Source organism: Mesorhizobium sp. B2-4-13, from assembly GCF_006658535.1.
GTDB lineage: Bacteria > Pseudomonadota > Alphaproteobacteria > Rhizobiales > Rhizobiaceae > Mesorhizobium > Mesorhizobium australicum.
Map to the genome: position 1 here is coordinate 192,355 of NZ_VFVB01000002.1, position 16,129 is coordinate 208,483.

General features: G+C 63.5%; 19 protein-coding genes. 12 read left to right on the forward strand and 7 right to left on the reverse strand.

All coding sequences use genetic code 11. The features are described 5' to 3' along the window. Window positions 1-99 precede the first annotated feature (99 nt). Complete coding sequence (locus tag FJ936_RS05055) at window positions 100-534, forward strand: BA14K family protein (protein WP_015316107.1); 435 nt, start codon at window positions 100-102, stop codon at window positions 532-534. Between the two features lie 94 nt (window positions 535-628). On the opposite strand, the gene FJ936_RS05060 is transcribed toward FJ936_RS05055, so the two are convergent. The 3 genes from FJ936_RS05060 to FJ936_RS05070 form a co-directional block, all read right to left on the reverse strand. Beyond that, a complete protein-coding gene (locus FJ936_RS05060) occupies window positions 629-1,267 on the reverse strand; it encodes an MBL fold metallo-hydrolase (protein ID WP_015316106.1) in 639 nt (212 codons plus the stop codon). A 136-nt stretch (window positions 1,268-1,403) separates the two neighbouring features. Further along, window positions 1,404-1,721 carry a hypothetical protein gene (locus FJ936_RS05065; protein WP_015316105.1) on the reverse strand — a complete coding sequence of 106 codons (318 nt, stop codon included), beginning with the start codon at window positions 1,719-1,721 and terminating at the stop codon, window positions 1,404-1,406. A 145-nt stretch (window positions 1,722-1,866) separates the two neighbouring features. Further along, window positions 1,867-2,760 carry a branched-chain amino acid aminotransferase gene (locus FJ936_RS05070; RefSeq protein WP_140617704.1) on the reverse strand — a complete coding sequence of 298 codons (894 nt, stop codon included), beginning with the start codon at window positions 2,758-2,760 and terminating at the stop codon, window positions 1,867-1,869. Between the two features lie 259 nt (window positions 2,761-3,019). Between FJ936_RS05070 and FJ936_RS05075 the strand changes: the two genes are divergently transcribed. From FJ936_RS05075 to FJ936_RS05090, 4 genes are all read left to right on the forward strand, one after another. Then, complete coding sequence (locus FJ936_RS05075; protein ID WP_181171510.1) at window positions 3,020-3,553, forward strand: MarR family transcriptional regulator; 534 nt, start codon at window positions 3,020-3,022, stop codon at window positions 3,551-3,553. Continuing rightward, window positions 3,540-4,259 (forward strand): response regulator transcription factor, encoded by a 720-nt coding sequence (locus FJ936_RS05080; protein WP_023770265.1) that lies wholly within the window; start codon window positions 3,540-3,542, stop codon window positions 4,257-4,259. The genes FJ936_RS05075 and FJ936_RS05080 overlap by 14 nt, the downstream gene beginning before the upstream one ends. 146 nt (window positions 4,260-4,405) lie before the next feature. Continuing rightward, window positions 4,406-5,821, forward strand: coding sequence for an ATP-binding protein (locus FJ936_RS05085; RefSeq protein ID WP_140793449.1), 1,416 nt, complete (start codon window positions 4,406-4,408; stop codon window positions 5,819-5,821). Between the two features lie 250 nt (window positions 5,822-6,071). Continuing rightward, on the forward strand, window positions 6,072-7,094 hold the full coding sequence (locus FJ936_RS05090; RefSeq protein ID WP_140793451.1) for a glycosyltransferase family 1 protein: 1,023 nt from the start codon (window positions 6,072-6,074) through the stop codon (window positions 7,092-7,094). Between the two features lie 60 nt (window positions 7,095-7,154). On the opposite strand, the gene FJ936_RS05095 is transcribed toward FJ936_RS05090, so the two are convergent. The 3 genes from FJ936_RS05095 to FJ936_RS05105 form a co-directional block, all read right to left on the reverse strand. Continuing rightward, window positions 7,155-7,514 carry a tRNA-binding protein gene (locus tag FJ936_RS05095; protein WP_140793453.1) on the reverse strand — a complete coding sequence of 120 codons (360 nt, stop codon included), beginning with the start codon at window positions 7,512-7,514 and terminating at the stop codon, window positions 7,155-7,157. A gap of 15 nt (window positions 7,515-7,529) precedes the next feature. Then, window positions 7,530-8,030: a YbjN domain-containing protein gene (locus FJ936_RS05100; protein ID WP_015316098.1), complete on the reverse strand. Its 501-nt coding sequence runs from the start codon at window positions 8,028-8,030 to the stop codon at window positions 7,530-7,532. Window positions 8,031-8,349: 319 nt separating this feature from the next. Beyond that, entirely contained in the window at window positions 8,350-8,652 is a 303-nt protein-coding gene (locus tag FJ936_RS05105) for an accessory factor UbiK family protein (RefSeq protein ID WP_015316097.1), read from the reverse strand. 223 nt (window positions 8,653-8,875) lie between these two features. On the opposite strand from FJ936_RS05105, the gene FJ936_RS05110 reads away from it, so the two are divergent. The 7 genes from FJ936_RS05110 (at window position 8,876) to FJ936_RS05140 (ending at window position 15,018) form a co-directional block, all read left to right on the forward strand. Continuing rightward, window positions 8,876-9,118, forward strand: coding sequence for a BrnA antitoxin family protein (locus tag FJ936_RS05110; protein WP_140617702.1), 243 nt, complete (start codon window positions 8,876-8,878; stop codon window positions 9,116-9,118). Window positions 9,119-9,262: 144 nt separating this feature from the next. Then, window positions 9,263-10,123 carry a prolipoprotein diacylglyceryl transferase gene (lgt, locus tag FJ936_RS05115; protein ID WP_140793455.1) on the forward strand — a complete coding sequence of 287 codons (861 nt, stop codon included), beginning with the start codon at window positions 9,263-9,265 and terminating at the stop codon, window positions 10,121-10,123. Further along, window positions 10,120-11,208 (forward strand): class I SAM-dependent methyltransferase, encoded by a 1,089-nt coding sequence (locus FJ936_RS05120; RefSeq protein WP_141906194.1) that lies wholly within the window; start codon window positions 10,120-10,122, stop codon window positions 11,206-11,208. The genes lgt and FJ936_RS05120 overlap by 4 nt, the downstream gene beginning before the upstream one ends. A 103-nt stretch (window positions 11,209-11,311) precedes the next feature. Beyond that, the gene (gene pgeF, locus FJ936_RS05125; protein ID WP_140793065.1) at window positions 11,312-12,106 is read left to right on the forward strand and encodes a peptidoglycan editing factor PgeF; all 795 of its coding nucleotides are present in this window, start codon (window positions 11,312-11,314) and stop codon (window positions 12,104-12,106) included. Further along, entirely contained in the window at window positions 12,106-13,257 is a 1,152-nt protein-coding gene (locus FJ936_RS05130; RefSeq protein ID WP_015316092.1) for a Xaa-Pro peptidase family protein, read from the forward strand. The genes pgeF and FJ936_RS05130 overlap by 1 nt, the downstream gene beginning before the upstream one ends. A gap of 43 nt (window positions 13,258-13,300) precedes the next feature. Then, window positions 13,301-13,927: a hypothetical protein gene (locus FJ936_RS05135; protein WP_141906195.1), complete on the forward strand. Its 627-nt coding sequence runs from the start codon at window positions 13,301-13,303 to the stop codon at window positions 13,925-13,927. Between the two features lie 155 nt (window positions 13,928-14,082). Continuing rightward, a complete protein-coding gene (locus FJ936_RS05140; RefSeq protein WP_015316090.1) occupies window positions 14,083-15,018 on the forward strand; it encodes a ribose-phosphate pyrophosphokinase in 936 nt (311 codons plus the stop codon). A gap of 79 nt (window positions 15,019-15,097) precedes the next feature. Here the strand turns inward: FJ936_RS05140 and FJ936_RS05150 are convergent, their stop codons facing one another. Beyond that, window positions 15,098-15,994 carry a helix-turn-helix transcriptional regulator gene (locus tag FJ936_RS05150; protein WP_141906196.1) on the reverse strand — a complete coding sequence of 299 codons (897 nt, stop codon included), beginning with the start codon at window positions 15,992-15,994 and terminating at the stop codon, window positions 15,098-15,100. Between the last annotated feature and the right edge of the window lie 135 nt (window positions 15,995-16,129).

The following is a 16,129-nucleotide window of genomic DNA, read 5'->3' on the forward strand; positions in this document are numbered from 1 at the left end:
GTTCAGCCCCCGTTCAGCCACGGTCCCATATTAGTCATTCGTAAAGCCGGACTGCATCCCCTGCAAGAAACTGCACGGTCCGGTACGAAGGAGACCAAGATGAACCGCATTTTCAAGACAGCCGTGCTGTCCGCAGCCGTGGTCGCCACCACGCTGGGGACCTTCTCGGCGGCCAATGCCGATGACTGGCGCCGTTGGCACCATCACGGCCATGGCCATGGCGATGCCGTGGCAGCCGGCGTTCTCGGCCTTGCCGCCGGCGCATTGATCGGTGGCGCATTGGCCAATGACCGGCCACCGCCCGATTCCGACCGTTATTACGATGACGGTTACTACGATCGTGACGTGCGGGTGCGCCCTGCCCCGGTCCGCCGCTACTACGCGGAACCGCAGGTGGTCTATGCCGACCGTTACGCCGAACCGTGGACGCGCGGCTGGTACGAGTACTGCTCGGACCGCTACCGCACCTTCAATTCCCGTACCGGCACCTTCACCGGCAGCGACGGCGAACAGCATTTCTGCACCGCCAACTGAGGCTTCCCTGCCCCAAACAAAAATGCGCTGACCGCAAGGCCAGCGCTTTTTTGTTGTCGGTTTGTTGGGCTTCCGGCAGCGGTCCCCATCTCATTCAGGTCAAAAACGGGTTGGTTCGCCGTTCCTCGCCAAAACGCCCGCCGGGGCCATGGCCGCAGATGAAGCCGATGTCGTCGCCGAGCGGCAACAGCTTGTTTTTGATCGAGGCGATGAGGGCCGCATGGTCGCCGCCGGGCAGGTCGGTGCGGCCGACCGAGCCGCGAAACAAAACATCGCCGACATGGGCGAATTTGGCGGCGCGGTTATAATAGACGACGTGGCCCGGTGCGTGGCCGGGACAATGCAGCACCTCGAACACATGGCCGCCGAACGACACCGTCTCGCCTTCGGCGAGGAACCGATCAGGCACGCAGTTTCGCACACCGCCGATGCCGTAGCGCCTGCCCTGGTTTTCCAGATTGTCGAGCAGCATCTTGTCGGCTTCATGCGGGCCGATGATCTCGACGCCGAGTGCTTCCTTCAGTTCCATGGCGCCGCCGGCATGATCGATATGACCGTGGGTGATCCAGATCGCCTCGGCCGCGATCGCGTTGTCCTTCAACGTTGCCAGCACCTTGTCGATGTCGCCGCCCGGATCCACGACGACGCCATGCTTGTCCTCCATGTCGAACAGGATGGTGCAGTTCTGCTGGAACGGTGTGACCGGCACGATGCCGGCATTGAGCTGACCCATGATCGTCCTTTCGCTGTGTCAGCGATCATGTAGAGGCATCGCTCAAAACCGTCCACAGCCGGAAGGCCAAACAGTGCGTCTCCAAAGGAATGGGCGGCCGAAGCCGCCCATTCTGCGAAGCCCGAGATCGGCAGGCTTATTTCTTCATGGCGCCCATGACCGCGCCGAGAATGCCGGTCAGGATCGCGCCACCGCCGGCGCCACCGACGATGTTCTGCAGGTTGAGCGCGCTGCCCAGGCCGCTGGTCGCCGCCGCGGCCGCGTCAGGACTGATCGCACCGCCGCCAAGCAGGCTGCCGAGGATCGCCGCGCCGCCGACACCGCCGATGGCTCCGCCCAGGATTTTGGGAAGCTGACCCATTGCCGCCGTCTTGATCGCCGCGCCGACCGCCTGACCACCAATGATGCCTGTGATGATCTGAATGATGATCGGAAGAAGCGTGTTCATGTCCATATGATTAGTCCCTCCATAGCTGCCAGCCTCCCGGGCCGACACCATCATGAGACGCCGAATTGGAGGAAAGTCAAATGCAGAAACGCTGAAATAAAAGGGGCGGCCCGAAAACCGCCCCTGCTTGCGCGAAAAGCTGTGACTATCGTTATTCTGCGGCGATAGCATGCTTGGGTTGAACGGCGATAGAATAGTCGTTCATGAGATTCTTGGCGATCTCGCCGACTTCGAATCGGTAAGGGCCGATCTCCGAAACCGGGGTTACTTCCGCTGCCGTTCCGGTCAGGAAGCACTGCTCGAACCCTTCCAGTTCTTCCGGCAGGATGGCGCGTTCGATGATCTCCAGGCCGCGATCCCTGGCGAGACCAATGACCGTGCGGCGGGTAATGCCGTCGAGGAAGCAATCGGGCTTGGGCGTGTGGATCTTGCCGTCCTTGACGAAGAAGATGTTGGCGCCGGTCGCTTCGGCGACCTGGCCCCGCCAGTCGAGCATCATGGCGTCGGCATAGCCCTTGGCCTCGGCGGCATGCTTGGACATGGTGCAGATCATGTAGAGGCCGGCGGCCTTCGACCGCGACGGCGCCGTGCGCGGATCGGGCCGGCGCCATTCCGCCACATCGAGACGGATGCCCTTCAGCTTCTGCGCCGGGTCGAAATAGCTCGGCCATTGCCAAATGGCGATGGCGACGTTGATGCGGTTGTTTTGCGCCGAAACACCCATCTGCTCGCTGCCGCGCCAGGCGATCGGCCTGACATAGGCGTCCTGGAAGCCCTGCTTCTTCAGGAGCGTGGTCGACGCGTCGTTGAGCTCGGCCACCGAATAGGGAATCTTGAAGCCGAGCAGGCGTGCCGATTCATGCAGGCGTTCCGTATGCTCGTTGAGCTTGAAGATCTCGCCGCCATAGGCGCGCTCACCCTCGAAGACCGCGCTGGCGTAATGCAGGCCGTGGGTCAGCACATGAATCTTGGCGTCCCCCCACGGGACGAACGCGCCATTCATCCAGATGAAGCCGTCCAGTTGATCGAAGGGAACGGATGCCATGGTAACCTCCCGCGGGTCGCGACCCGCATATCCTAGTGTTGTTGCGTGTTCTTTTGGCAGCGCCATGTGGTTGGAGACGCCGGCCGGTCTCTGGAAGCGTAAGCGGATAATCGCGCCCTGGCAAACTCAGGAAGTTCCGGAAAAACCGGCTTGCCTCGCCTTTTCGTTCGCAATCCGCCCAAAAGCTTGTCAAAAATTACCATTGCAGGGAAATTACGTCAATAGTACTGACATAATCTCCTCTTCCCATGGAGAAATGATGACGGACAAAAGCCCAGCTGCCGGAAAACCGATCAGGACCGCGATCACCAGCGAGGACGGCATCGACTTCGCTCTCATCGAACTCTTCTTCTTCGCCTATCGCGACTTCACCTCCGATCCCGATCAGATCCTGGCCGACTACGGCTTCGGCCGCGCCCACCACCGCGTGCTGCATTTCGTCAACCGCCGGCCGGGCCTGACCGTCGCCGAACTGCTCGAGGTGCTGAAGATAACCAAGCAGAGCCTGGCGCGTGTGCTGAAGCAATTGATCGACACCGATCACGTCGTGCAGTTGCAGGGTCCGCGCGACCGTCGCCAGCGCGAACTCTATCCGACGGCCAAGGGCCGTGCGCTGGCGCTGGCGCTGGCGCGGCCACAGTCACGCCGCATCCGTGCTGCATTGGAAGATTCCGGCGCCACCGAACGGACCTTGGTGGAACGCTTCCTCGAAGCAATGGTCAATCCGGAACTGAGAGCTCAGATCGACGTTGGGTCCGCAAAAATGTCAGGGAAAAGCCATGGAGAGCACTGAGAGGGTCGACACCGCGGCCGCACCGGATGACGACGCACCACATCTGCTCGTGGTCGACGACGACACCCGCATTCGCAATCTTCTCAAGCAGTATCTGACCGAAAACGGCTTTCGCGTCACCGTCGCCGGCAATGCCGGCGAGGCCCGCCGCAAGCTCGCCGGCCTCGATTTCGACCTGCTCGTGCTCGACGTGATGATGCCGGGAGAAAGTGGCGTCGATCTCACCAAGGCGCTGCGCGCCGAGAAGAACGTGCCGATCCTGATGCTGACGGCCTTGTCGGAGACCGACAGCCGCATCTCGGGGCTCGAAGCCGGCGCCGACGACTACCTGCCAAAACCCTTCGACCCGCGCGAGCTGATCCTGCGCATCAACAACATCCTGCGCCGTGGCGGCCCGGCGGCGACGCCCAAGGTCGAGCAGCTGGTGTTCGGCCCCTACACCTTCCAGATCGCCAGGCGCGAACTGAAGCGCGGCGGCGAGGCGCTGAAGCTGACCGACCGCGAACAGGAGATCCTGGCGATCTTCGCCGCGCGCGCCGGCGAAACCATCCCCCGCCACGAACTCGTCGGCGACGATTCGGAAGTCGGCGAGCGCACCATCGACGTCCAGATCAACCGGCTGCGCCGCAAGATCGAGCGCGATCCGTCCAATCCGGTCTGGCTGCAGACCGTGCGCGGTATTGGGTATCGGCTCAGCGTGGAATAGAATGCCGGCGGCGGCCCAAGTGCATGGTCCCGAAAAGTGGGAACCGGTTTTCGGAAAAGATCATGCTCCAACAAAGAGTTGGATCAGGATGACGATTCAGCCAAACGTCATCCCAATCCAATACCGCCGACGGATGAAAAGAGCCAATGGCGACCACGGAACTGGAACAGCCGGACAATGACGGCTTGAGTGCACGCGCCACACGGTCGCTCAAGGCGGTGCCGCGCATCTGGAACCGGTTCTGGCGCCTGGTTTCGCTTTACATGCCCAAGCGCCTCTATGCGCGCTCGCTGATCATCGTCATCGCGCCGATGATCCTTTTGCAGTCGGTCGTCGCTTTCGATTTCATGGAGCGCCACTGGGCAACCGTGACGCAACGCCTGTCGCAGGCCACCGTGCGCGACATCGCCGCCATCATCGACCTGATAGAGACCTACCCGCACGACGCCGACTACGCCAACATCATCCGCATCGCGCAGGATCGCATGCAGCTGAAGGTCGATCTTCTGCCGCCCGATCCGCTGCCGCCGCCCGGTCCAAAGCCGTTCTTCTCTATCCTCGACGATGTTCTCTCCGCCGAAATCACCCGGCAGATCAACCGCCCCTTCTGGATCGACACTGTCGGCAATTCCAACATCATCGAAGTGCGCGTCCAGCTCGAGAACAAGGTGCTGCGCGTCTTCGTGCGCCGCAGCCAGGCCTATGCCTCCAACACCCACATTTTCCTGATCTGGATGGTCGGCACCTCGCTGGTGCTCCTGATGATCGCCATCCCCTTCCTGCGCAACCAGATCCGGCCGATCCTGGCGCTTGCCGCGGCCGCCGAAAGCTTCGGCAAGGGCCGGCCGATGCCGCGCGATTTCCGCCCGCGCGGGGCCGAAGAGGTGCGCCGCGCCGGCTTTGCCTTCATCCAGATGCGGGAGCGCATCGAGCGCCAGATCGAGCAGCGCACGGCCATGCTGACCGGTGTCAGCCATGATCTCAGGACCATCCTTACTCGCTTCAAGCTGCAGCTGGCGTTGGCCGGCGGCAAGGCCGAGACCAAGGCGGCGCTCGACCAGGACATCGAGGACATGCAGTCGATGCTGGAAGGCTATCTCGCCTTTGCCAAGGGCGAGGCCTCGGAGGACCCGGGACGTTTCGATCTGGAAGCCTATTTCCAGAAGCTTGGCGAAGAAGCGAACTTGCGCAAATGCAGACTGTCGACGACGCTTTCCGGCGATCCGACCGTGCATGTCAGGCCGAACGCCTTCGCGCGGCTGCTGTCCAACGTCATCGGCAATGCCTTCCGCTATGCCCGCACCGTTGAGGTCACCGCCGACCACGGCCGCGGCTCGCTTCTCGTCACCGTCGACGATAATGGGCCAGGCATTCCGGCCGACAGGCGCGAAGACGTGTTCAAGCCCTTCGTGCGGCTCGACGAAGCCCGTAACCTCGACGCCAGCGGCACCGGGCTCGGCCTGTCGATCGCCCGCGACATCGCCCGCAGCCATGGCGGCGACATCACGCTCGACGACAGCCCGATGGGTGGCCTGCGCGCGGTGATCAAGGTTCCGGCCTGATCTCTATTTGGCATGATCTTGCCTGAAAGCCGCTTTCGACCTTTCGGGATCACGGTCTGCTTCATCCGCCCGTCATGAAACCATGGTCAAGAGCGCGCATGAAGCGCGCGACCGCACTTGATTCGTCCTTGCCGCCTCACTTCGACCCCGTACCCGTCAGGGTGCGCTGGAGCGAAGCGAGGGCGGCCGCATGGTCGCCGTTCCGGCATCGTTTCAAGGCAACCGCCGACCTCCGGAGCAAAGGGCCGCCATGCGCATAGTGATGGTCACCGACGCCTGGCGCCCGCAGGTCAACGGCGTCGTCCACACGCTGGAGCGGCTCACCGAGACCCTGAAATCCTTCGACGTCGCGGTCGAGTTCCTGACCCCGAACATCTTTCGCACCCTGCCCCTGCCGACCTACCCCGACATCCGCCTGGCGCTGACCACGCCCGGCCATGTCGCGCGCCTGATCGACGGCTACAAGGCCGATCACATCCACATCGTCACCGAAGGACCGCTTGGCATCATGGCGCGGCGCCATTGCCGCAATGCCGGCCGGCCGTTCACCACCAGCTACCACACCCGCTTTCCCGAATATCTCAGCGCCCGCCTGCCGGTGCCGGAGAGCTGGGCCTATCGCTGGCTGCGCGATTTCCACAATTCGGGCCAAGGCACGCTGGTCGCCACCCAGTCGCTCGCCGACGATCTCACGGCGCGCGGCTTCAACAAGCTGAGGCCCTGGACGCGTGGCGTCGACACCGAGCATTTCCGGCCCGACAAGCGCAAGAACCTCGGCTTCCCCGGACCGGTCTTCCTCTGTGTCGGCCGCGTCGCCATCGAAAAGAACCTGTCGGCCTTTCTCGACCTAGACCTGCCCGGCAGCAAGGTGATCGTCGGTGAAGGGCCCGAGCTTGCCAAGCTGAAGGCGAAATATCCGAAGGCGCATTTCCTCGGCCATCGCCCCAATGACGAACTGGCCGAAATCTACGCCTCCGCCGACGTCTTCGTCTTTCCCAGCCGCACCGACACTTTCGGTAACGTCATCATCGAGGCGCTGGCCAGCGGCACGCCGGTCGCCGCCTACCCGGTGACCGGGCCGATCGACATCGTTGGTGATGGTGTCGGCGGTGCTGTTTCCACCGATTTGCGCGAGGCCGCGCTGGCCGCGCTCGACGTCAGCCGCGACCAGGCCCGCGAGCGCGCCATGCGCTACAGTTGGAAGGCCTGCGCGGAAATGTTTCTCGACGCGGTCGGGGAAGCACTGGGAACGACGCGCAAGCTGGCGGCCTGATCCGACAGGCCGGCGGGGACGCCAAGGAACGAGGCGATATTCTGGTTGGCCTCGGAAAGCCTAGAACAGCCTGCCGCCATCCGGCACCTTGCGTTCGATAGCGCCCAACACCACGGCGCCCTCTTCATCGGGAAAGCCGAGCGTCAGCACTTCCGACATGAACGGGCCGATCTGGCGCGGCGGGAAATTGACCACCGCGAACACCTGGCGGCCGATCAAGGTCTCGGGCGTATAATATTTGGTGATCTGCGCCGAGGACTTCTTCACTCCGATCTCGGACCCAAAATCGATCTTCAGCTTGAAGGCCGGCTTGCGCGCCTCTGGAAACGGTTCGGCCTCGACGATCGTGCCGGCACGGATGTCGACACGATCGAAATCGGCGAAGCTGATTTCACGCTTGCGCTCGTTGTCTGAACTCATCTCGAACGCTTCTGCTCAGGCGTTGCCGAAGGTCTCGAACAGCACGCCGGCCAGAGCGTCCTTGGCCGAGGTTCCCGACCAGACGACGAACTGGAAAGCCTGGAAATAGCATTCGCAGGCTTCCAGCGCCGAGGACAAAAGCACCTCGACCTGTTGGCTCGAGGGTTCGACCCCGCCAGCGAGCAGCAGCGACTGGCGGAACATGATCGCGCCTTCCTGCTCCCACAGGTCGAAATGGCCGAATAGCATCTGTTCGTTGATCAGCGACAACAGCCGCATCACTTCCAGCGTGCGGGCTTCCGGCACCTTGATGTCGAAGGCGCAGGCAAGGTGCAGCGCCTCGAAATCCTCCATCCACGAGAAGGAGACGTGATAGTCGGTCCAGCTGCCGGCAACCGAGATCGAGATTTCGTCATCGCCGGCCCGTTCGAAGGACCAGTCATTGTTGTGGGCCACCTGCTCGATCACATCCACCGGATGGATTTCGCGGGAAAATTCGAGTTCGAGAAGTTCCATGGAATGCTTCCTGTGTTCAGGGGGAGCGCCACACGCTCCGCGGGGCACACACGACGAACAATCTTGTCTAGAACTCGGACGGCCGGGACTTATCAACGCAAAGACCCCAGACCGAACCCCACCGCCCGGTTGCATGACCCTGCTCCGAATCATGCAACAAATTCAGTCTATTGATCGGGAGTCGCGTGAACAGCCCAATTTTTCGCACTGCGTCATTCGCATGTGGAAAGGTGCCTGTCACAAAGAGTCACGCAATGCCGGTAAGCGATTCACGGCAAAGCGATTTTCAGGCTGGTGCTTTGTGGAAAAGTTTAACGAATTATTTTTTCGGCTTGGGCTTCGCCGGCGCCGCAGGTGTGGCCTGACCGGTCAGCTCGGCGATCCTGGCCTCGAGCGTCTCGATGCGCGAGGCGAGCCTGCCGTTTTCTTCCCTCGCCTTGGCGGCCATCTCGCGCGCGGCCTCGAACTCCTCGCGCTGCACGACATCCATGGAGTTGAGGATACGTTCCGCCTGGCCCTTGAAGGCCGTCTCCACCTCACGCCGCACACCTTGAGCGGCACCGGCCGCATCGGTCATCAGCTTGGCGAATTCATCGAGAATGCGGTTCGGTCCGGTCGACATGGCAAATCCTCGCTTGCTTGATTTGAATTAGTGACGTGGCGCCAGGAATGCAAGAACGTTGGGACCCGATGCGGCCTCCGCGCTGCTATGGCGCACGGCCCGCATGATGGGCGCGGGTCCTGCAGGAGCCTCTCGAACGGCTCCGAAGCTGTACTTGGTAGCGGCAACTCGCCTATTGTAAGGCCCTCGTCTCCCTTCACGCACGTTTCAATCAGGATCACCAATGGCAACGCCCCCGCGCAGACCGACAAATCCGATGGAAGCCGCCGAAGCAGTCTTCAAGCCGGTCAAGAAACCGGCCGCGGCCCCGCCTCGCGAACCCTCCACCGCACCGAATGTCCGCGAGCTGGTCTCGATCAGGATCGACCGGGCCGTGCTCGATCATTTCCAGGAAGATGGTCCCGGCTGGCAGGACAGGATCAACGACGCCTTGCGCGAAGTGGTGGCCGCCAAGCCCAGGGGGTAAGCACGCCACCACGGCGACGGAACTGGAAGCGAATCTGTTCCTGGACCCGAATCTGTTCCCGGACCATTGACCCCCGTGACCTTGCCTTGACCCTGCCAAAACCCTGCCGCATGGTCCGCGCCGATCGCAACCGAGAGCTCCCCGTTGAACGAATATTTCCTGCTGCCGCTGGCTTCGCTGCCTTTTCCCAATATCAATCCGATCCTCGTCCAGATCGGGCCGCTGGCGGTGCACTGGTACGGCATCGGTTACATCGTCGGCATCCTGTTTGCCTGGTGGTATGCCAAGCGGCTCGCCGCCAATCCTAAACTCTGGCCCGACGGCGTCCTGCCGATGAAGCCTGAGGATCTCGACGATTTCATCGTCTGGGCGGCCATTGGCGTGGTTCTGGGCGGCCGCACCGGCTATGTCCTGTTCTACGACCTGGCGCGCTACATCGCCCATCCGCTCGACATCTTCGCTGTCTGGCAAGGCGGCATGTCCTTCCATGGCGGCCTGCTCGGCGTCATCCTCGCCATGACGCTGTTTTCCATGAAGCGCGGCATCCGCACCTGGTCGCTGTTCGATGTCGTGGCAGCTGGCGTGCCGGTCGGTCTCGGTCTCGTGCGCGTCGCCAACTTCATTAATTCCGAGCTCTGGGGGCGGCCCACCGATGTGCCCTGGGCGATCGAATTCCCCAACGGCGGTCCGTTCACCCGCCATCCGAGCCAGCTCTACGAGGCCTTGCTCGAAGGGCTGGTGCTGTTTGTCGTGCTGCGCATCCTTACCCATTCGCGCCTCAAGCTGAAGACACCGCGCTTTGTCGGCGGCGCCTTCATCTGCGGCTACGGCCTGTCACGAATTTTCGTGGAATTCTTCCGCGAACCCGACCAGCAGCTCGGCTATCTCCTCGGCACCAACTGGCTGACCATGGGCATGATCCTGTCGACGCCGATGGTGCTGGCCGGCATCTGGGCGATGGCGACGGCCAAGCCGATGACGCAAGCGCAGCCGCAGGCGACATGACGCGGCTGAAGGCTCGTATCGTCGACCTGATCGAGGCTGTCGGTCCGATGCCCGTCAACGAATACATGGCGCTGTGCCTGTTCGATCCGCGCGATGGTTATTACACCACACGCGAGCCGTTCGGCGCGGCCGGCGACTTCATCACCGCGCCGGAGATCAGCCAGATGTTCGGCGAACTCGTCGCCGTCTGGCTTTACCAGGCTTGGGCGGCGATCGGCCGGCCGATACCGGTCACCGTCGCCGAGATCGGCCCCGGCCGTGGCACGCTGATGAAGGACATGCTGCGCACTCTGTCGCGGCTCGATCCGGCCTTGGCCAATGGCGCCGCCTTCGCCATGATCGAGACCAGTCCGCGCTTGGCCGAGATCCAGAAGCAGACGCTTGGAGCGACACCCTTCGCGATCGGCTGGCATGAAACGATCGAGACCCTGTCCCATCAACCGCTGTTGATCGTCGGCAACGAATTGTTCGACGCCGTGCCCATCCGCCAGTTCGTCCGCGCCGGCGCCGAGTGGCGCGAGCGCATGGTCGGCCTGGACGATTCCGACAATCTTTGCTTCTTCGCCGGCGCCGGCTCGGTCGACCCGACGCTGCTGCCAAGGGATGCGGCCGACGCGCCGCAAGGCGCGATCGTCGAAATCGCGCCCGCCCGCACCTCCTTGATGGCGGCGATCGCCGAGCGCATCGCCGCTCATGGCGGCGCTGGGCTATTCCTCGACTACGGCCATCTGCGGCCCGGTGTCGGCGACACGCTGCAGGCCTTGCGCCGGCACAATCACGAAGATGTGCTGGCCAATCCTGGCGAAGCAGACCTTACCTCCCATGTCGATTTCGCCGCTCTTGCAGCGATTGCGCGCGCGCATGGTCTCGATGCCCATCTGTCGACGCAGGGCAATTTCCTGCTCGGCATGGGCATTCTGGAGCGCGCCGGCCAGCTGGGCGCCGATGCCGGCCAGGCGGCACGCGACAACATATCGAATGCCGTCGAACGGCTCGCCGGGCCGCAAGCGATGGGCGAACTCTTCAAGGTCCTCGCCGTCGTTCCACGCGACGTCTCCGTCAGGCCCTTCGCAACGGCGGATTGACTTTTCGTCGCTACCCCTCCCAATCTCCCGTCCGGTAAAAGAGCCGCCGGACTGCCGGCCGCTTTTCCTTGACGAAACCGCCCACACGGACAACAACGCCCGCATGCTCAATCAGACCAAACCGGATCCCATTCGGTCGCCGCTGCTGGACAAGGCACAGGCACAAGGCATCCGCCACGGCTATTTCACCCGCATCGGCGGCGTCTCCACGGGCATCTACCGGGGCCTCAACATCGGCACCGGGTCGGATGACGACCAGGCACTGGTGACCGAGAACCGCGCCCGTGTCGCCGCCTGGATGGGCGTGCCCGCAAATCATCTGCTGACCGCCTGGCAGGTCCATTCGCCCGACGTCATCGTCGCCAGGGAACCCTTTGCCCGCGAACGGCCAAAGGCCGACGCCATCGTCACCGATCGGCCGGGCATCGCCATCGGGGCCTCGACCGCCGATTGCGGCCCGGTTCTGTTCGCGGATGCCGGCGCGCGCATCATCGGCGCGGCGCATGCCGGCTGGAAAGGCGCTTTGTCAGGCGTGCTCGAAAACACCATTGCCGCCATGGAGAGCCTCGGCGCCCGGCGCGAAAACATCGTCGCCGTGCTTGGCCCTTCAATCGGCCCTGCAAATTATGAGGTCGGGCCCGAATTCGTCGCCCGCTTCGTCGAGGCCGACAGCGAAAATGCCCGGTATTTCGTGCCTTCGGCCCAGCCCGGCCACGCCATGTTCGACCTCAACCGCTACACGATCGACCGGCTGGCCAAGGCTGGCGTGACGGCCGATGGCCTTGGCCGCTGCACCTATGCCGAGGAAGATCTGTTTTACTCCTACCGGCGCACCACGCACCGCAGGGAGCCCGATTATGGCCGGCAGGTTTCGGCAATCGTTTTGGAGAAGGTATAATGGCGCTGCATTTTGAACGATCCGAATTCGACGCGCGGCGCGACCGGCTGATGATAGAGATGGCCGAGAAAAAGCTCGACGCCATCCTGCTGTTCGCCCAGGAAAGCATGTACTGGCTCACCGGCTACGACACGTTCGGCTTCTGTTTCTTCCAGTGCCTGGTGGTCAAGGCCGACGGCTCGATGGTGCTGCTGACCCGCTCGGCCGATCTGCGCCAGGCGCGCCAAACTTCGATCATCGACAACATCGTGCTGTGGACCGACCGCGACGGCGCCAATCCCGCGGTCGACCTGCGCAACCTGCTTAACGAACTCGACCTGCTCGGCGCCCGCATCGGCGTCGAATACGACACTCACGGCCTGACCGCCTATAATGGCCGCCGCCTGGACGAGCAGTTGCAGACCTTCGGCCAGATCGCCGACGCCTCCGGCATCGTCGGGCGGCTGCGCCTGTTCAAGAGCCCGGCCGAGGTCGCCAAGGCCGAAAAGGCAGCCAATCTCTCCGACGACGCGCTGGACGCGGCCCTGCCGCTGATCAAGCAGGGCGGCGACGAGGCGCTGATCCTGGCCGCCATGCAGGGCGCGATCTTCGCCGGCGGCGGCGACTATCCGGCCAACGAGTTCATCATCGGCTCCGGCGTCGATGCGCTGCTGTGCCGCTACAAGGCCGGACGCCGCAAGCTCACCAAGAACGACCAGCTGACGCTCGAATGGGCCGGCGTCTTCCATCACTACCATGCGCCGATGATGCGCACGGTGCTGACCGGCAAGGTCTCCAAGCGCCATCAGGAGCTGTTCGACGCCGCACGCGCGGCACTTCTGGCCGTCGAAAAGGCGATGACGCCGGGCAACAGCTTCGGCGATGTGTTCGACGCCCATGCCCGCACCATGGAAGCGCACGGGCTGACCAAGCACCGGCTGAACGCCTGCGGCTATTCGGTCGGCGCCCGCTTCACGCCGTCCTGGATGGACATGCCGATGTTCTACCAGGGCAATCCCGAGCCGATCGCGCCGAACATGACGCTGTTTGCCCACATGATCATCATGGACTCCGAGACCGAGACGGCCATGACGCTTGGCCGCACCTACCTGACCACCGAATCCCAGCCGAAGCCGCTGTCCCGCCATGATCTCGACTTGATCGTGCAGTGAATCCATAATGGGAGGCGTTCCTCGCCAAGGAGTTAGAAGGCAAATGAGACGATCGCATGTGACGACCGTGTCATTGCTTGTGGCATTGGCTTTGACCGCCTGCACCAACGCAAAGGACGTCCTCGAACCTTCCGCCATCACCCCGCCGGCGGCCTCCGCACCGGCCGCGCAAGGCAGCGCTGCCGCCTCCGTTCCCGCCCCGGCGCCATCCACGGCCGCGACGGCCACCACGACGGCGGGCGCGCCCGCGCCCATCACTTCGGCCCAGGCCGCCGCCATCCTGTCGAAGACCCGGCTGCAGATCGCGCCGATCGTCGGCGCTTCGGTGGACGCCGCCACGCCGCTGACGGCGGAACTGCAGACACGCGCCAGGCAGCGCGGCATCACGCTGGCCGGCAGCCAGGACCAGACCGCGACCCATGTGCTCAAGGGCTACTTCTCGGCGATGACGGAGGGCAAGGACACCACGGTCATCTATGTCTGGGATGTCTACGACCCCTCCGGCAACCGGCTGCACCGTATCAACGGCCAGATGAAGGCGCCTTCCACCGGTTCCGGCGACAGCGCGGGCGCCGACAGCTGGAAGTCGGTCTCGCCAGCCACCATGCAGGCGATCGCCGACCAGACCATCGACCAGTTTGCGGCCTTTCTCAGCGGCAAGGCGAGCTGAGGTGTTGCCAGCCGGTGATGCCGAACAGCTTTCTTAGGCTTAGCCGGCGGATTCACGATCTCGGCGCTTGCAATAGCCGCGCGGGCCGCTAAAAGCCCGGTTAAAAGGTGCAGGAGAGTCCGCCAGGCTTCTCCGTCCTCCACCAGGAACGGTGCATGAAACTCTTCGCGGGCAATTCCAACAGGGTGCTGGCCGAAGCGGTCGCCCGCTATCTCAACGTCCCGCTGGGCAAGGCCAGTGTCAGGCGCTTCGCCGACCAGGAAATCTTCGTCGAGATCCAGGAAAACGTGCGCGGCGAGGATGTCTTCATCCTGCAGTCGACCTCGTTTCCGACCAACGATCACCTGATGGAACTGCTCATCATGATCGACGCCTTCATGCGCTCGTCGGCCAAGCGCATCACGGCGGTTATTCCCTATTTCGGCTATGCCAGGCAGGATCGCCGCGCTTCCGGGCGCACGCCGATCTCTGCCAAGCTGGTCGCCAACATGATCACCCGTGCAGGTGTCGACCGGGTTTTGACGCTGGATCTCCATGCCGGCCAGATCCAGGGCTTTTTCGACATCCCCACCGACAATCTGTTCTCGGTGCCGGTGATGGCCCGTGACGTCAAGGCGAAGTACAAGCAACTCGGCAATGTCGTCGTCGTGTCGCCCGATATTGGCGGCGTGGTGCGTGCGCGTGCGCTTGCCAAGCGTTTCGACGCGCAACTTGCCATCGTCGATAAGCGCCGTGAGCGTCCCGGCGAATCGGAAGTCATGAACATCATCGGCGCGGTCGCCGGCAAGGATTGCCTTTTGATCGACGACATCGTCGATTCCGGCGGCACGCTGTGCAATGCCGCCGACGCACTGCTAGCCAACGGCGCCACCAGCGTCACCGCCTATATCACCCACGGCGTGCTGTCGGGCGGCGCGGTCGCTCGCATCAGCGGCTCGAAGCTGCAGGAACTGGTGATCACCGATTCCATCCAGCCGACGCAAGGCGTGCTCGACGCGCCCAACATCCGCGTCATATCGATCGCCGACCTGATGGGCGAAGCCATTTCGCGCACAGCGACCGAGGAATCGGTCTCGAGCCTGTTCGACTGAAAACCAGTTATCCCTGCGGCCCAAGTTACCCCTGCGGCCCAAATTACTCCTGCGGCCCAAGTTACTCCTGCGGCCCAAGTTACTCCTGCGGCAAGGCCGATGGCGTCGGCGCCTCCAACCGGGCCGGGGCTCGCCGCATGCCTTCGCCGGCGTCACGTGCACCGCGCATATAGCCGCGCGGCGAGGAGCCGAGCATGCGCTTGAACATGGTGATGAAGGCCGGCACGCTGTCATAGCCGAGATCGAGCGCCACCCGCGTGATCGGCTCGCCATCGGCGAGCCTCGGCAGCGCAGCGAAGAGGCAGGCCTGCTGGCGCCATGTCGACAGCGACAGGCCGGTCTGCCGCTGGAAGGCCCGCGTGAAGGTGCGCCGGCTCATGCCGACGGTATCGGCCCATTCGTCGATCGTCGCGTGCGGTGAGGGTGCGGCGACGAAACGCCGGCAGAGCGCCGCCAGTTTGGGATCCGACGGGAACGGCAGGCCGAGCGGCCGCTCCGGCAATTGCGGGATCTCATGCAGCAGCAGGTTCATGATCAGGCCACCGCGCCCTTCCAGTTCGCCGCCTTGCGGCAGCTTCTCGGATTCCACGATAAGACTGTGCATCAGGTCGGTGACGCCGACGACGCGCATGCCCTCCGGCAGGCCCGGGATCGCCTGCGGCATGACATAGACCGAGCGCATCGAGACGTCGCCGAGCATCTCGACGGAATGTTCTATGCCGGCCGGAATCCACATCGCATGGTCCGGCGGCACCATCCAGCGCCCATGCCGCGTCGTCACCAGCACGACGCCGACCAGCGCATGCAGCAACTGGCTGCGGCTGTGGTGGTGGTGCGGCACGTGGTAGCCATCCGGATATTCGGTCGGCAGCACCACCGCCGGCCCGACCGCCTGCTCGAGCCACTGCCAGCGCAGCCCGTGCAATTGCTCGAGGTCGGTGGGGCCGGCGCCGAAAATTTCCCTGGTTTTTGGCATTCGGTATGGCCCACTTGCGAAACTATTGGACCAAACCACGAAAGAAGTCGCCTGGCAACCGGACTATAAGGCTGCCTGCGGGAAGCGCCCGCCACGTCGCCTGCGGTAACAACCCGCCAAAAAGACTACGGAGCC

Coding starts and splice junctions, on each gene's coding strand:
- FJ936_RS05055 (WP_015316107.1), top strand. CDS start 100: ATGAACCGCATTTTCAAGACAGCCGTGCTGTCCGCAGCCGTGGTCGCC.
- FJ936_RS05060 (WP_015316106.1), bottom strand. CDS start 1,267: ATGGGTCAGCTCAATGCCGGCATCGTGCCGGTCACACCGTTCCAGCAG.
- FJ936_RS05065 (WP_015316105.1), bottom strand. CDS start 1,721: ATGGACATGAACACGCTTCTTCCGATCATCATTCAGATCATCACAGGC.
- FJ936_RS05070 (WP_140617704.1), bottom strand. CDS start 2,760: ATGGCATCCGTTCCCTTCGATCAACTGGACGGCTTCATCTGGATGAAT.
- FJ936_RS05075 (WP_181171510.1), top strand. CDS start 3,020: ATGACGGACAAAAGCCCAGCTGCCGGAAAACCGATCAGGACCGCGATC.
- FJ936_RS05080 (WP_023770265.1), top strand. CDS start 3,540: ATGGAGAGCACTGAGAGGGTCGACACCGCGGCCGCACCGGATGACGAC.
- FJ936_RS05085 (WP_140793449.1), top strand. CDS start 4,406: ATGGCGACCACGGAACTGGAACAGCCGGACAATGACGGCTTGAGTGCA.
- FJ936_RS05090 (WP_140793451.1), top strand. CDS start 6,072: ATGCGCATAGTGATGGTCACCGACGCCTGGCGCCCGCAGGTCAACGGC.
- FJ936_RS05095 (WP_140793453.1), bottom strand. CDS start 7,514: ATGAGTTCAGACAACGAGCGCAAGCGTGAAATCAGCTTCGCCGATTTC.
- FJ936_RS05100 (WP_015316098.1), bottom strand. CDS start 8,030: ATGGAACTTCTCGAACTCGAATTTTCCCGCGAAATCCATCCGGTGGAT.
- FJ936_RS05105 (WP_015316097.1), bottom strand. CDS start 8,652: ATGTCGACCGGACCGAACCGCATTCTCGATGAATTCGCCAAGCTGATG.
- FJ936_RS05110 (WP_140617702.1), top strand. CDS start 8,876: ATGGCAACGCCCCCGCGCAGACCGACAAATCCGATGGAAGCCGCCGAA.
- FJ936_RS05120 (WP_141906194.1), top strand. CDS start 10,120: ATGACGCGGCTGAAGGCTCGTATCGTCGACCTGATCGAGGCTGTCGGT.
- pgeF (WP_140793065.1), top strand. CDS start 11,312: ATGCTCAATCAGACCAAACCGGATCCCATTCGGTCGCCGCTGCTGGAC.
- FJ936_RS05130 (WP_015316092.1), top strand. CDS start 12,106: ATGGCGCTGCATTTTGAACGATCCGAATTCGACGCGCGGCGCGACCGG.
- FJ936_RS05135 (WP_141906195.1), top strand. CDS start 13,301: ATGAGACGATCGCATGTGACGACCGTGTCATTGCTTGTGGCATTGGCT.
- FJ936_RS05140 (WP_015316090.1), top strand. CDS start 14,083: ATGAAACTCTTCGCGGGCAATTCCAACAGGGTGCTGGCCGAAGCGGTC.
- FJ936_RS05150 (WP_141906196.1), bottom strand. CDS start 15,994: ATGCCAAAAACCAGGGAAATTTTCGGCGCCGGCCCCACCGACCTCGAG.